The sequence below is a fragment of the Citrobacter sp. MGH110 genome (genome assembly GCF_001037515.1).
GTDB lineage: Bacteria > Pseudomonadota > Gammaproteobacteria > Enterobacterales > Enterobacteriaceae > Citrobacter > Citrobacter portucalensis.
Window position 1 is genome coordinate 193334 of record NZ_KQ089830.1, and the last position, 14009, is coordinate 207342.

The following is a 14009-nucleotide window of genomic DNA, read 5'->3' on the forward strand; positions in this document are numbered from 1 at the left end:
GCGGTATTGTCTGTGCCGGATGGCGACTGACGTCTTATCCGGCCTACGCGTGCGGTATTGTCTGTGCCGGATGGCGACTGACGTCTTATCCGGCCTACGCGTGTAGTGTTGTCTGTGCCGGATGGCGACTAACGTCTTATCCGGCTTACGTGTGGGGTATTGTCTGTAGGCCTGATAAGCGTAGCGCATCAGGCGATGCAGGTTCGAATCTTATAAATCGCAGATAGCAAAAAGGCGCCTTTAGGGCGCCTTTTTACATTGGTGGGTCGTGCAGGATTCGAACCTGCGACCAATTGATTAAAAGTCAACTGCTCTACCAACTGAGCTAACGACCCGAAGTGGTGGGTGATGACGGGATCGAACCGCCGACCCCCTCCTTGTAAGGGAGGTGCTCTCCCAGCTGAGCTAATCACCCCCGCTGTGTGGAGTCGCATTATAGGGAGAGTTGAAAATGAGTCAACGCATTTTCTAAAGAATTTGTTCGTTCGTCGTAAATTTAAACAAAACGATCGCAAATCAATCCATGCAGCATGATTTGTATACGAAAATGGCAAAGCGTGATGTTCCAACCTGAACAACATTGAGGAATCAGACCACAGTGATAGAATACGAGCCTGATAATCTTTCCAGGATTTGCCGGTTGTCGGCATCTTTATAAACGTAAGGCCATTTCATGAAAATCAAAACTCGCTTCGCGCCAAGCCCGACAGGTTACCTGCACGTCGGTGGTGCGCGTACTGCTCTATATTCCTGGCTTTTTGCACGTAACCATGACGGTGAGTTTGTGCTGCGTATTGAAGACACCGATCTCGAACGCTCCACTCCGGAAGCTATTGAAGCCATTATGGATGGCATGAATTGGCTGAATCTGGAATGGGATGAAGGCCCGTACTTCCAGACCAAACGTTTTGATCGCTACAACGCCGTGATTGATGAGATGCTGGAAGCCGGTACCGCGTATAAATGCTACTGCTCCAAAGAGCGTCTGGACGCACTGCGCGAAGAGCAGATGGCAAACGGTGAGAAGCCGCGTTACGACGGTCGCTGCCGCCACGGACATGAACATCATGCTGCTGATGAACCATGCGTGGTGCGTTTTGCCAACCCGCAGGATGGATCCGTTATTTTTGACGACCAGATCCGTGGGCCGATCGAATTCAGCAACCAGGAGCTGGACGATCTGATCATCCGCCGTACTGACGGTTCTCCGACCTACAACTTCTGTGTTGTGGTCGACGACTGGGATATGGAAATCACCCACGTTATTCGTGGTGAAGATCATATCAACAACACTCCGCGTCAGATTAACATCCTGAAAGCGCTGAATGCGCCGGTGCCGGTTTATGCACACGTGTCGATGATCAACGGCGACGACGGTAAAAAACTCTCTAAACGTCACGGTGCGGTCAGCGTTATGCAGTATCGCGACGACGGTTACCTGCCGGAAGCGCTGCTGAACTATCTGGTGCGTCTGGGCTGGTCCAGCGGCGATCAGGAAATCTTCACCCGTGAAGAGATGATCAAACTGTTCTCCCTTGGTGCGGTGAGCAAGTCTGCCAGTGCGTTCAACACCGAAAAACTGCAGTGGCTGAACCATCACTACATTAATTCGCTGGCACCAGAATATGTGGCAACGCATCTGCAATGGCACATTGAGCAGGAAAATATCGATACTCGCGTTGGCCCGCAGCTGTCTGAGCTGGTTAAACTGCTGGGTGAGCGCTGCAAAACGCTGAAAGAGATGGCGCAGAGCTGCCGCTACTTCTACGAAGACTTTGCTGAGTTCGACGCGGATGCAGCTAAGAAACACCTGCGTCCGGTAGCGCGTCAGCCGCTGGAAGTGGTTCGCGATAAGCTGGCTGCTATCAGCGAGTGGACGGCAGAAAACGTGCACCACGCGATTCAGGCAACCGCTGATGAGCTGGAAGTGGGTATGGGTAAAGTTGGGATGCCGCTGCGCGTAGCCGTAACCGGCGCGGGTCAGTCTCCGGCGTTAGACGTCACGGTGCATGCGATTGGTAAATCCCGCTGCATTGAGCGTATTAATAAAGCGCTGGCGTTTATTGCTGAGCGTGAAAGCCAGCAGTAAGACCGGTTGAGCTATGAAACAACGGCAGGAGCGCATCCTGCCGTTTTTTTTGCCTGTTATTCAGACTCATCAATACCCAGACGGGTAAGGAAAGTGCGAATACCTTCGCGCGAAATATACATTGCCAGCTTTTCTTGTTCCGTTGGGGACATGTTGTCCAGTGCGCTAATTATCTGGCGACAGGCGTGGCTACGCACCACGTGGGTGTATTCTGCCAGCGGTTCCTCAGCCTGATAAATTTCAGGGACTTTGCGAAAAGCCGGAATATTGAGCAGAAACGTACGGACGCTGGAGTCGATATGGATCAGCCTTGCACGACCCCCTTTAACGCCGGGAAACTTTTCGGTGGTCCAGTTTTGTTCTCTGATCCAACGATTGACGGTTTGTTTGGCAACCCCGAGACATTCCGCTAGTTCTTCGGTCGTCATTTTGCTGCGTAATTTTTTCATATTATTTGTTGTCGCGGATCCCTAAGCGTTGTAACAAACCCGTAATGCCTTCACGCAGGATCAGTGACGTAAACATTTTTTGTTCTGACGGAGTCATCTCTTTGGCGAGCCTAATCAGTAGAGCTTCGATAGAGGTATCGCCGGATAACGATAAATTATCTGATAAACCTTCGGCTGAACGCTCAGCACTGCGAATGTATTCACGAACTTGTTCGGTGACGTGAACCAGACGCGCTTTACCGCCCTGTACGCCTGGTTTTGGTGATGTAGCCCAACCCTCCTTGCGCACCCATTTATTGATGGTCTGTCGGCTGTATCCGGTCAGATTAGCAAGTTCTTCTGGCGTCATCCGTTCCTTGAACATAACGATTCCCTGAATAGTCGTGGGGTTAATTAGTGGCTCATTTTATAGCACCATTTTAGTAGAAACCGTGACGCGTTTAACTACTGAATGCGAGTTGTTACGCAATGTTCTTCATTTGACTGCTTTTTCAGCGATTGAATTCTATGAGTTAATTTTGCCGTTGACACACGCGAAGGGAATTCATATGATGCCGCCCGTCAACTCGACAAGCTTTACGTAATGGGGCTATAGCTCAGCTGGGAGAGCGCTTGCATGGCATGCAAGAGGTCAGCGGTTCGATCCCGCTTAGCTCCACCAAATTTAATCCCAATAAATTTGGTACGTACGTAATAGCATCGTGGGGCTATAGCTCAGCTGGGAGAGCGCTTGCATGGCATGCAAGAGGTCAGCGGTTCGATCCCGCTTAGCTCCACCAAATTTAATCCCAATAAATTTGGTACGTACGTAATAGCATCGTGGGGCTATAGCTCAGCTGGGAGAGCGCTTGCATGGCATGCAAGAGGTCAGCGGTTCGATCCCGCTTAGCTCCACCAAAATTTAAACCCTCGCTGAAAAGCGGGGGTTTTTTGTTTCTGTATCCTACCTGTTCTTACCCTGTATCTCTTCGGTTTGCTGAATAGCAGGCATAAAAAAACCGGGGAGAAGAATCTCCCCGGTCTTATCAATACGACGTTATCTTACGCTTACAGCACCAGTGCGGCGATAGATGCAGACAGTACGCTCACCAGCGTAGAGCCGTACACCAGCTTCAGACCGAAGCGGGAAACCACGTTACCTTGCTCTTCGTTCAGACCTTTAATCGCACCGGCGATAATACCGATGGAAGAGAAGTTAGCGAAGGAGACCAGGAACACGGACAGGATACCTTCTGCGCGCGGAGAGAGCGTGGCGGCAATTTTCTGCAGATCCATCATCGCAACGAATTCGTTGGAAACCAGTTTGGTTGCCATGATACTGCCCACCTGCAGCGCTTCGCTGGACGGCACACCCATTACCCATGCAACCGGGTAGAAGATGTAGCCCAGGATGCCCTGGAAGGAGATGCTGTAGCCAAACCAGCCGGTCACGGTGGCGAACAGGGCGTTCAGGGCTGCGATCAGCGCGATGAAACCAATCAGCATCGCCGCAACGATAATTGCCACTTTGAAACCTGCCAGGATGTATTCACCCAGCATTTCGAAGAAGCTCTGGCCTTCGTGCAGGTTAGACATCTGAATGTTTTCTTCGCTGGCATCAACGGTGTACGGGTTGATCAGCGACAGCACGATAAAGGTGCTGAACATGTTCAGAACCAGCGCCGCAACCACGTACTTCGGTTCCAGCATGGTCATGTACGCGCCGACGATAGACATGGAAACGGTCGACATCGCCGTTGCAGCCATGGTGTACATACGGTTGCGAGACATTTTGCCGAGAATATCTTTATAGGCGATAAAGTTCTCGGACTGACCCAGGATCAGGGAGCTGACGGCGTTGAAGGATTCCAGCTTGCCCATACCGTTCACTTTGGATAACAGGAAACCAATCGCGCGGATGATAACCGGCAGAACGCGGATATGCTGCAAAATACCGATAAGAGCGGAAATGAAGACGATTGGGCACAGCACTTTCAGGAAGAAGAATGCCAGGCCTTTGTCGTTCATGCTGCCGAAGACAAAGTTTGTCCCTTCATTAGCGAATCCGAGGAGTTTTTCAAACATCTCGGAGAAGCCTCTCACGAAGCCCAGACCGACATCAGAGTTCAGGAAGAACCATGCCAGTAACACTTCAATAACAAGCAATTGAATAACATAACGAATGCGGATTTTTTTACGGTCACTGCTTACCAGCAGTGCGAGTACCGCAACCACGGCAAGGGCCAGGACGAAATGAAGAACGCGGTCCATATTTGCTCCAAATATGAGGCAGGTTTAGTTTTCGTGCACATTCTATGTAACAACCATAAAGAAAACGAGATCAAACACACACTATAATAAGGACCTGTGACGAGATTCAAAATTAGTGATCGGTGATACACTTCTGTTATGTTTAGTATGGAAGTGAAAAGTTATGTCATTGTGCTAATCTCATAACAATAATTAAACATCTCACCGGTATTTCCAGAATCCTTATCGATCCATAGACAAACGCTATCAGAGAAATCAACTTCACCCATTAAAATGAATTTGATAATCATTCTCAATAGGCGTAGCTTGAAACATAGCAAAGGCTATGTTTCTGAGGCACTAAAATGACTAACGATCGCGTTGAGAGTAGCAGTGGACGGGCAGCGCGCAAGTTGAAGCTCGCATTAATGGGACCTGCGTTCATCGCGGCGATCGGCTACATCGATCCGGGCAACTTCGCCACCAACATCCAGGCAGGGGCCAGCTTTGGCTATAAACTGTTGTGGGTGGTGGTCTGGGCAAATCTGATGGCGATGCTGATTCAGGTGCTGTCGGCAAAGCTGGGTATTGCCACGGGTAAAAACCTGGCGGAGCAAATTCGCGATCACTATCCTCGTCCGGTGGTGTGGTTCTACTGGGTGCAGGCCGAAATTATCGCCATGGCGACAGACCTTGCTGAATTCATTGGTGCCGCGATTGGTTTCAAATTGATCCTCGGCGTGTCGTTATTGCAGGGGGCCGTGCTCACCGGTATCGCGACTTTTTTGATTCTGATGTTGCAGCGCCGTGGGCAAAAACCGCTGGAAAAAGTGATTGGCGGCTTGCTGCTGTTTGTGGCTGCGGCTTACATTGTGGAACTGATCTTTTCCCAGCCGAACTTCGCGCAACTTAGCAAGGGAATGGTTATCCCGAGCCTGCCTAATTCTGAAGCGGTGTTCCTGGCGGCTGGTGTGCTCGGCGCGACTATCATGCCACACGTCATTTATCTGCACTCTTCCTTAACTCAGCATCTGCACGGCGGAACACGTCAACAGCGCTATGCGGCCACGAAATGGGATGTGGCAATCGCCATGACGATTGCTGGATTTGTCAATCTGGCGATGATGGCGACGGCTGCCGCTGCATTTCACTTTAGCGGGCATACCGGTATTGCCGATCTCGATCAAGCGTATTTGACACTTGAACCGCTGTTGAGTCACGCTGCGGCGACGGTATTCGGTTTAAGCCTGGTGGCTGCGGGACTTTCTTCTACCGTGGTCGGTACGTTGGCCGGGCAGGTGGTGATGCAAGGGTTTATCCGCTTTCACATTCCGCTTTGGGTACGCCGTACCGTCACTATGATGCCATCATTTATTGTGATTTTGATGGGACTGGATCCGACGCGTATTCTGGTGATGAGCCAGGTATTGCTCAGTTTTGGTATTGCACTGGCGCTGGTGCCGCTACTGATCTTTACCAGTGACGGTAAGCTGATGGGCGATTTGGTGAATACCCGTTGGGTAAAACAGTTAGGCTGGGTGATTGTTCTGCTGGTGGTGGCGCTCAATATCTGGCTGTTGGTAGGAACCGCATTCGGTTTGTAAAAACAAAAGGGCCTGTTGGCCCTTTTGTTACATTAATGATGATGTTTGTGACCACGCCCGCGACCGCGGTGGTCGTCACGATCGTTCCAGCCTTCACGATAACCACGCTCATAAGCTTTGCGTTTGTCCCAGCCACGATGGTAGCCATTGTCATGACGCCACCAGCGATTTTTGCGCCACTCATAGTTATGGTGCCAGTAATCCCGGTCGCGCCAGCGGCCGCCATCCCAGTAGTTACCGTAGTTATCGCGATCGCCAATTTGTAATTTTATTGATGGCAGCAGGGTGATTTCGCCAGCGTTCGCGGCCAGCGGTGTAAAAGCCAATAAGACTGCCGCCAGAATCAGTGACCTGAACATGTTTTCTCTCCTTCACGATCGAGCCGTAGCCGGCCTGTTAACGTAATATTACGGGGCAGTAAAGCCCCGTTTCATCGCCTTAACTCTTAAATCGCAAGTGAGAGCACTTTTTGTTAATAAATGTGTCTTTATTTCAATCAACTCAGGATAGCATCAATCTCCGCGCACTCTTCAGACGTAAAGTGACGGTTTGCCAGCATACCGACAGCGTCTTCAATCTGCGCCGTTTTACTCGCGCCAATCAGCACGGACGTGACTTTGTCATCCCGTAACACCCATGCCAGCGCCATTTGGGAAAGCTTTTGCCCGCGTCGTTCTGCCAGCACATTCAGCGCCCGCACTTTTTCCAGCTTTTGTGGAGTGATCTGGTCCGGATTTAGAAAGCGACTGGTGCTTGCCGCACGAGAATCCGCAGGAATGCCGTTCAGATAGCGGTCGGTTAACTGTCCGCCAGCCAGCGGTGAGAAGGCGATACTGCCGACACCTTTTTCCTGTAATAGTGACAGCAAGCCACCTTCGACCCAACGTTCAAACATGGAATATTTGGGCTGGTGAATAAGGCATGGCGTACCTAAATCGTCGAGTATTTCAATCGCCTGCCTGGCAAGATCTGCCGGATAGTTAGACAACCCGACGTACAGCGCTTTGCCCTGACGGACGATGTGATCCAGCGCGCGCATGGTTTCTCTGAGCGGTGTTTCAGGGTCGGGGCGATGGTGGTAGAAGATATCGACATACTCCAGCCCCAGACGCTTCAGGCTTTGATCGAGACTGGCAATCAGATATTTGCGTGAACCCCAGTCACCGTAGGGGCCTTCCCACATGGTGTAGCCCGCTTTTGTGGAGATTATAAGCTCATCTCGCCACGGTAAAAAATCTTCCTGCAGGATCCGACCAAAATTCCGTTCTGCCGAACCCGGTGGTGGACCATAGTTATTTGCCAGATCAAAATGGTTGATCCCCAGATCGAATGCGCGCTGTAACAATGCGCGACTGTTCTCGACCTGTGTGGTATCGCCAAAATTGTGCCACAAACCCAGAGAGACAATCGGGAGCTTAAGGCCGCTCTGACCGCAGCGGCGGTACTCCATTGTCTGATAACGATTTTCATCTGCGTGATAAACCATGTCACCCCCCTTCCACAATGCGTGTGCCTTTCAGTGTATACGGTTACACCGTCGATTCTTCAATGAATTTTTACCGCCAAAACTGTAAATCCTGCTTTCCACCCCCTCACAGCGACTTTCCTGGACAGTCATCACAGTTCTTCGATACTCAACATGAGGTTACCGTCAGAAGGATAGCTGTCATGCAAACCCCGTATTCCGTTGCTGATTATCTGCTGGACAGGCTGGCAGGCTGTGGCGTCGGCCATCTCTTTGGTGTGCCGGGCGATTATAATTTGCAGTTTCTTGACCGCGTGATTGAACATCCCAACGTATGTTGGGTCGGGTGTGCGAATGAATTGAATGCGGCTTATGCGGCAGATGGCTATGCCCGGGTATCCGGGGTTGGGGCGCTGCTCACCACGTTTGGTGTGGGGGAGTTAAGCGCAATTAACGGTATCGCGGGTAGCTTCGCGGAATATGTTCCTGTTTTGCATATTGTCGGCGCACCCTGTCGCGGCGCGCAGCGTCGCGGAGAGTTGATGCATCACACTTTGGGTGACGGTGACTTTCAGCATTTTTACCGCATGCAGCAGGCAGTAACAACGGCCAGCGCGATACTGGATGAACAAAATGCCTGCTATGAAATTGACCGTGTGTTGCGAATGATGCTCAGCGAGCGCAGGCCGGGCTATCTGATGCTACCTGCTGATGTGGCTAAACAGCCTGCTACGCCACCGAATGATATTATGAGAGTTCCTCTGAGCGAGCCGGAAAGCAGCGTGATAGAGGCGTTTCGCTACCATGCCCGTGAACGATTGCTGGACAGCCCACGCGTAGCGTTGCTGGCCGACTTCCTCGCGCTGCGTTTTGGTCTGCAGCCGGTTTTACAGCGCTGGATGGCGGAAACGCCGATGGCTCATGCCACGTTGTTGATGGGCAAAGGACTGTTTGATGAGCGTCACCCGGCGTTTGTTGGCACGTACAGCGCTGGAGCCAGCAGCGATTATGTACGTCAGGCGATAGAAGATGCCGATACGATAATGTGTGTCGGCACACAATTTGTCGACACCCTCACTGCTGGGTTTACACAACAGCTACCGCAGGATCGCACCATTGACGTTCAGCCCCATGCGTCACGAATTGGATCCCACTGGTTTAACATCCCGATGGAGCAGGCGGTCACCACATTACGTGAGTTGTGCCTGGAAATGTCGTTTTCTCTACCGCCAGAACGTCCGCCAATTAGGCGTGTTCAGGTTGAGAAGGGCCCACTGACGCAGGAAAACTTCTGGCACACGGTGCAGCAGTTTCTGAAGCCTGATGACATTATCCTCGTCGATCAGGGAACCGCCGCCTTTGGCGCGGCTGCGCTCTCACTACCTTGCGGGGCGGAAGTACTGGTTCAACCGTTGTGGGGATCTATCGGCTACGCGCTCCCGGCGGCATTCGGTGCGCAAACGGCCTGTCCGGACCGTCGGGTGATCCTGATTATTGGCGATGGCGCGGCGCAGCTCACCATTCAGGAGCTGGGCTCCATGCTCAGAGACGGGCAATCGCCGGTTATTTTACTGCTCAACAATGACGGTTATACCGTGGAGCGGGCCATACACGGGGCAAATCAGCGCTATAACGACATCGCCGCCTGGAGCTGGACGTCGGTGCCGCAGGCGTTTAGTCGTGAATGTCAGGCCGAATGTTGGCGGGTGAAGCAGGCGGTACAGCTGGAGGAGGTGCTGGCCCGGTTGTCCCATCCGCAACGACTGTCGTTAATTGAGGTGGTGCTACCGAAAGCCGATCTTCCTGAATTATTGCGCACGGTGACCCGTGCGCTGGAATCTCGCAACGGCGGATAGCTATTTATCAGGGCGCTCAGCGACCATCATCGGTTTGCCCGCCAGCAACAGCCAGGCGGGCAGCATGACGATGCACAGCAGCGGCAGCAGGGTGGAATCTGGCACCACCACTGCTGCCATAAACAGGCTCAGCCAGGCGTCACGGGTGACGACCAGCACCAGCCCGAGAATAGAGCAAGAAACCGTGATGGCAGCCGGCACCGCTTCAACATGGGCGTGCAGCATCAGGCCAAGCGCGACGCCAACGAATACCGCCGGGAAGATTCGTCCGCCGCGAAAACCACTCGCCGCTGCAACCACCAATGCCGTTAGTTTGATCACGGCGAGCATGAAATAATCTGATGTCCCCAGCGTTTGGCTAAACGCCATTTGCTGCATTTCGTCCAGTCCCTTAAACAAGGTAAGCGGCCCGCCGATAACACCCAAAATACCAAGGATAAAACCGCCTGCCCCGAGGATCAGCACCGGGTGTCTTAATCGATGCATTAAATGGTGCAAACGCGGCAGACACCAGACGGCAACCATCCCAGCGGCAATGGCGATGGCAGCAACAACCGCGCCGCTGAGTATATCGATCAAGTGCATCTGCGTGTAGTGCGCGATGGGCAGTGAAAAATGGGGGTGAAAAAACAGGCTGGTGGTTAGCGAACCCGCGGCGGCGGCCATTAACGGTGCAAACAGGCGATCCCACAAGGGCACATCGTTTGAGCTATTTAGCGTTTGCGAAAATATCAGCGCGGCGGCAACGGGGGTACCAAATAGCGCGCCGATGGTGCCGGCAGAGGCGAGAATGGTCCAGTCCAGCTTCGCAATGCGCGGAAACATGCGGCTACCAAGTGCCACTGCCAGTGCGATATTCACGGTCATGATGGGGTGTTCCGGACCCAGACTGACGCCACCCGCGAGGCCGAGGATTAACGCTGCCAGCAGGCCCGGTATTGCTGACGTTGGCACCGGCATACCAATTAACGGTTCACAGGCCGGATCCGGGCCTGCGTGGCCATGGCTGTAACGGATAACTAACCCGACCATGATCCCCGTGAGTGTCAGCATACCGATAATCCAGACCGGAGAGTCCTGGGCTATACCGATGCTAACAGGCAGACGTTCCCACAAAAACTGCTGTAAAACGGAAGCCACTTTCATCACAACGATCAACACCAGGCTGGACGCTATGCCAATGATTAGCGCTGGGGTTGATAGCAAGAGCATCGTTCTGGCTCGCGGATGGAGCATTTTCTATTCCTTAAAACAGAGTCATAGACATAGTTTGCACAGCCTGCCTGACGACATCGCTGCAAATGGTGCTGAAACGATAAAGTAATTGTGTGATCTGGATCGATTTTCCACGGGCATCAGCCTTCAGACCGTTGTTGTTATGTCCCCATGAATTTACAGTGTGGCAAAGATTTATTCTGACTTTAGCGGAGCAGTGGAAGAATGACAAAATATGCTTTAGTAGGGGATGTTGGCGGCACCAACGCGCGTCTTGCTCTGTGCGATATTGCCAGCGGCGAGATTTCGCAGGCAAAAACCTATTCCGGGTTGGATTATCCAAGTCTGGAGGCGGTGGTGCGCGTGTACCTGGATGAGCATAGCGTTAGCGTTGAAGATGGTTGTATTGCCATTGCCTGTCCGATAACCGGCGACTGGGTGGCAATGACCAACCATACCTGGGCGTTCTCTATTGCTGAGATGAAAAAAAACCTGGGCTTCAGCCATCTGGAAATCATCAATGATTTCACCGCTGTGTCGATGGCGATCCCGATGCTGAAAAAAGAGCATTTAATCCAGTTTGGTGGCGCGGAACCTGTTGAAGGTAAACCTATTGCGGTTTATGGCGCAGGAACCGGGCTTGGCGTGGCGCATCTGGTCCACGTGGATAAACGCTGGGTAAGTCTCCCTGGTGAAGGCGGCCACGTGGATTTTGCGCCTAACAGCGAGGAAGAGGGAATTATCCTTGAGGTTCTGCGCGCGGAAATAGGTCACGTGTCCGCAGAACGCGTGCTGTCTGGTCCGGGACTGGTGAATCTGTATCGCGCGATCGTCAAGTCTGACGGACGCCTGCCGGAAAATCTGCAGCCGAAGGATATCACCGCACGGGCGCTGGAAGATTCCTGCATTGACTGTCGTCGTGCGCTGTCGCTGTTCTGCGTCATCATGGGACGTTTTGGTGGCGATCTGGCGTTAACGCTGGGCACATTTGGCGGTGTGTACATCGCCGGCGGTATTGTGCCGCGCTTCCTCGACTTCTTTAAAGCGTCGGGCTTCCGCGGTGGTTTTGAAGATAAAGGCCGTTTTAAAGCCTACGTGCAGGATATTCCGGTGTATCTGATCGTGCACGATAATCCTGGACTACTTGGCGCTGGTGCGCATTTACGTCAGACGCTGGGCCATATTTTGTAAGGTCAGGGCCGGATGGCGCTCAGCGCTTCTCCGGCCTTGTCGTTCTGGCTGTTCATATTTTCTAAAATTATCTTGATCATCTGTTGTTCAAATAAATCGGCATGCAGGTATCTTGTGTTTTTATATTTTTTATCGGTATCCAGATAGGGTTGATGCAAACAACATTCTGGCGGCGTGCATGAGATCAGGGTGTTAATAAGGTCAATTGGTTTAGGGTATTCTATAAATAGCGGGCCATGGCGATAGTTATGTTTATTTTGCCATTCCGCCAGATCGTCCATAAAACACTCTGCGGTTGGTTTCGGCATCGCGCTGGCTTTATCTTTGCCCAACACAATATAAGCCAGGTTGTATAACCCGTGCGCGTATGGCCAGAACATTTTATGGAGCTTAGTGAGCCCTGGTTCTCTCAATGCGGACACGCTTTTACAATATAAATCGAGTTGCGTACCTGCTTCTGTCACATCCTCATCCAGGAGCGCCATCAGAAAGCGGAGGATGAACATATCGCTTACTGTTTGCTTCATGGTCAGTACCTTTTGCGCTCTTTTTCTGGCATCCACTGCAAAGTCTGCACGTTTGTACCACACCGCCATCATTAAATTCGTCATGGCCAGGTTAACAGGGTGACCGTTATCACTCATACCCAATTTTTCAGGCAATAAGAGTGGTACTCGGTCAAATAAACCCGCGGCAAGAATCTCTAGTGTCGTCCATACATTAATACTGTGATCGCAGCCTGAGTCCACACCCTGCGTCACATGTTTAATCATCGCAGACTGTCGCAGGGATAAGTGTAGAGATTCCATATCATTTGACTGTATCGCGGTTTTATATCCTAATAACTCCGGGCTGCGCTTCATGCGCAGCATAAAAAGCCATGAACTCAGCTGTTGTTGCAGTGAATAATCCAGATGGCATTGTTCATGAATATCCAGGCACTCAGCTAAATAATCGTCCGTACTTATCCATATCAGGGCATTTTTTTCCGCTTCTTTTGCGTATTCGCGTAGATATGTACGTTGATATTTTTCGCTCAGCTTCGCCATGACATCACCTGTAAAAAATAGAGTGACGACCAATATACTACAAACTTAGTTCAGCTATCCCGTTCGTTGCGGAAACGACTGAAAGCGTGCGCTGTACTTTCCATTCGTCACGCTTTTTCAGCACTATAAATGCATTAATTGTCTGAATTCTTTCACTTTGCTCCGACTAACCGGGATTTCAAATTCCAGATCCTTTAAACGCAGAATATAAGTGTTGTTAAACCAGGGTTCGATCTCGCGGATTTTATTCAGATTTACGCAGAACGAGCGGTGGCAGCGGAAGAAATGCGAAGCCGGCAGTTTGCTGCAAAATTCGCTGATGTTCATCGGCATGACGTATGATTCTCGTCGCGTATAGACGAACGTCATCTTTTCATGCGCTTCAGCGTAGTAGATGTCGTTGATTGGGGTCACGATGATCCGCTCATCCTTGATCAGGTTGATCGTATCGTTTTCGCGGGCCACCGGACTTACAGGAGACGTTCCCGTTTGCTGTTGCTGCCAGGCGGCTTCCAGCTTTTGCAGCATACTGACAATGCGTGATTCCTGGTACGGCTTCAGAATGTAGTCAAAAGCTTCCAGTTCGAAGGCTTCAACAGCATGCTCTTTCCATGCGGTAATAAACACAATAAAGGGTTTATGCGCGAACTGGCTGATATTTTGTGCCAGCAATACGCCGTCCAGCGAGGGAATATTAATATCCAGAAAAATGGCGTCAACGCGGTTGTGCTGGAGATATTTCAGCACGTCCAGACCATCGTCAAACGTGCCGACAATCTCCATCTGGCTGTGCTCTTTTATCAGCCAGCTCAGTTCCTGTTGGGCCAGGAATTCATCTTCAACAATGATGACTTTCACGACT

General features: G+C 51.5%; 14 protein-coding genes and 5 tRNA genes. 9 read left to right on the forward strand and 10 right to left on the reverse strand.

Features of this window, described 5'->3' with window-relative positions:
* Nucleotides 1-227: hypothetical protein (locus tag SK38_RS25135; RefSeq protein WP_231587300.1), on the forward strand; the 227-nt coding region annotated here is incomplete at its 5' end.
* Nucleotides 228-259: 32 nt separating this feature from the next.
* Here the strand turns inward: SK38_RS25135 and SK38_RS00880 are convergent.
* Nucleotides 260-335, reverse strand: a tRNA-Lys gene (locus SK38_RS00880).
* Between the two features lie 4 nt (nucleotides 336-339).
* Nucleotides 340-415 (reverse strand) — tRNA-Val (locus SK38_RS00885).
* A 258-nt stretch (nucleotides 416-673) separates the two neighbouring features.
* On the opposite strand from SK38_RS00885, the gene gltX reads away from it, so the two are divergent.
* A complete protein-coding gene (gene gltX / locus SK38_RS00890; RefSeq protein WP_048234782.1) occupies nucleotides 674-2089 on the forward strand; it encodes a glutamate--tRNA ligase in 1416 nt (471 codons plus the stop codon).
* 56 nt (nucleotides 2090-2145) lie between these two features.
* Here the strand turns inward: gltX and SK38_RS00895 are convergent, their stop codons facing one another.
* Nucleotides 2146-2538, reverse strand: a complete 393-nt coding sequence (locus SK38_RS00895; protein WP_003834896.1) for a MerR family transcriptional regulator — start codon at nucleotides 2536-2538, stop codon at nucleotides 2146-2148.
* Between the two features lies 1 nt (nucleotide 2539).
* On the reverse strand, nucleotides 2540-2902 hold the full coding sequence (locus tag SK38_RS00900; RefSeq protein ID WP_003028277.1) for a YfeC-like transcriptional regulator: 363 nt from the start codon (nucleotides 2900-2902) through the stop codon (nucleotides 2540-2542).
* A gap of 221 nt (nucleotides 2903-3123) precedes the next feature.
* Between SK38_RS00900 and SK38_RS00905 the strand changes: the two genes are divergently transcribed.
* From SK38_RS00905 to SK38_RS00915, 3 genes are all read left to right on the forward strand, one after another.
* Nucleotides 3124-3199: transfer RNA gene (locus SK38_RS00905), tRNA-Ala, on the forward strand.
* A gap of 42 nt (nucleotides 3200-3241) precedes the next feature.
* Nucleotides 3242-3317, forward strand: a tRNA-Ala gene (locus SK38_RS00910).
* A 42-nt stretch (nucleotides 3318-3359) separates the two neighbouring features.
* Nucleotides 3360-3435: transfer RNA gene (locus tag SK38_RS00915), tRNA-Ala, on the forward strand.
* A 150-nt stretch (nucleotides 3436-3585) separates the two neighbouring features.
* Here SK38_RS00915 and nupC read toward each other — a convergent pair.
* Entirely contained in the window at nucleotides 3586-4788 is a 1203-nt protein-coding gene (gene nupC / locus SK38_RS00920) for a nucleoside permease NupC (protein ID WP_003834893.1), read from the reverse strand.
* Between the two features lie 273 nt (nucleotides 4789-5061).
* Between nupC and SK38_RS25360 the strand changes: the two genes are divergently transcribed.
* Both SK38_RS25360 and SK38_RS00925 read left to right on the forward strand, forming a co-directional pair.
* A complete protein-coding gene (locus SK38_RS25360) occupies nucleotides 5062-5136 on the forward strand; it encodes a hypothetical protein (RefSeq protein ID WP_418219455.1) in 75 nt (24 codons plus the stop codon).
* Nucleotides 5133-6371 (forward strand): Nramp family divalent metal transporter, encoded by a 1239-nt coding sequence (locus SK38_RS00925; RefSeq protein WP_048234783.1) that lies wholly within the window; start codon nucleotides 5133-5135, stop codon nucleotides 6369-6371. Before SK38_RS25360 ends, SK38_RS00925 begins: the two co-directional genes overlap by 4 nt.
* Before the next feature lie 32 nt (nucleotides 6372-6403).
* Here SK38_RS00925 and ypeC read toward each other — a convergent pair whose 3' ends face one another.
* Both ypeC and mgrA read right to left on the reverse strand, forming a co-directional pair.
* Nucleotides 6404-6730 (reverse strand): DUF2502 domain-containing protein YpeC, encoded by a 327-nt coding sequence (ypeC, locus tag SK38_RS00930; protein ID WP_003834889.1) that lies wholly within the window; start codon nucleotides 6728-6730, stop codon nucleotides 6404-6406.
* A gap of 137 nt (nucleotides 6731-6867) precedes the next feature.
* Nucleotides 6868-7857 carry an L-glyceraldehyde 3-phosphate reductase gene (mgrA, locus tag SK38_RS00935; protein WP_048234784.1) on the reverse strand — a complete coding sequence of 330 codons (990 nt, stop codon included), beginning with the start codon at nucleotides 7855-7857 and terminating at the stop codon, nucleotides 6868-6870.
* Nucleotides 7858-8039: 182 nt separating this feature from the next.
* On the opposite strand from mgrA, the gene SK38_RS00940 reads away from it, so the two are divergent.
* Complete coding sequence (locus SK38_RS00940; protein ID WP_048234787.1) at nucleotides 8040-9692, forward strand: alpha-keto acid decarboxylase family protein; 1653 nt, start codon at nucleotides 8040-8042, stop codon at nucleotides 9690-9692.
* Here the strand turns inward: SK38_RS00940 and SK38_RS00945 are convergent, their stop codons facing one another.
* Nucleotides 9693-10928, reverse strand: a complete 1236-nt coding sequence (locus SK38_RS00945; RefSeq protein WP_032944118.1) for an ion channel protein — start codon at nucleotides 10926-10928, stop codon at nucleotides 9693-9695.
* Nucleotides 10929-11132: 204 nt separating this feature from the next.
* Here SK38_RS00945 and glk point away from each other — a divergent pair, with 204 nt between their 5' ends.
* Nucleotides 11133-12098: a glucokinase gene (gene glk / locus SK38_RS00950; RefSeq protein WP_003028256.1), complete on the forward strand. Its 966-nt coding sequence runs from the start codon at nucleotides 11133-11135 to the stop codon at nucleotides 12096-12098.
* Nucleotides 12099-12100: 2 nt separating this feature from the next.
* Here the strand turns inward: glk and SK38_RS00955 are convergent, their stop codons facing one another.
* Both SK38_RS00955 and SK38_RS00960 read right to left on the reverse strand, forming a co-directional pair.
* Nucleotides 12101-13147, reverse strand: coding sequence for a hypothetical protein (locus SK38_RS00955; RefSeq protein WP_048234789.1), 1047 nt, complete (start codon nucleotides 13145-13147; stop codon nucleotides 12101-12103).
* A gap of 123 nt (nucleotides 13148-13270) precedes the next feature.
* The gene (locus tag SK38_RS00960) at nucleotides 13271-14005 is read right to left on the reverse strand and encodes a LytR/AlgR family response regulator transcription factor (RefSeq protein ID WP_003834866.1); all 735 of its coding nucleotides are present in this window, start codon (nucleotides 14003-14005) and stop codon (nucleotides 13271-13273) included.
* Nucleotides 14006-14009 lie beyond the last annotated feature (4 nt).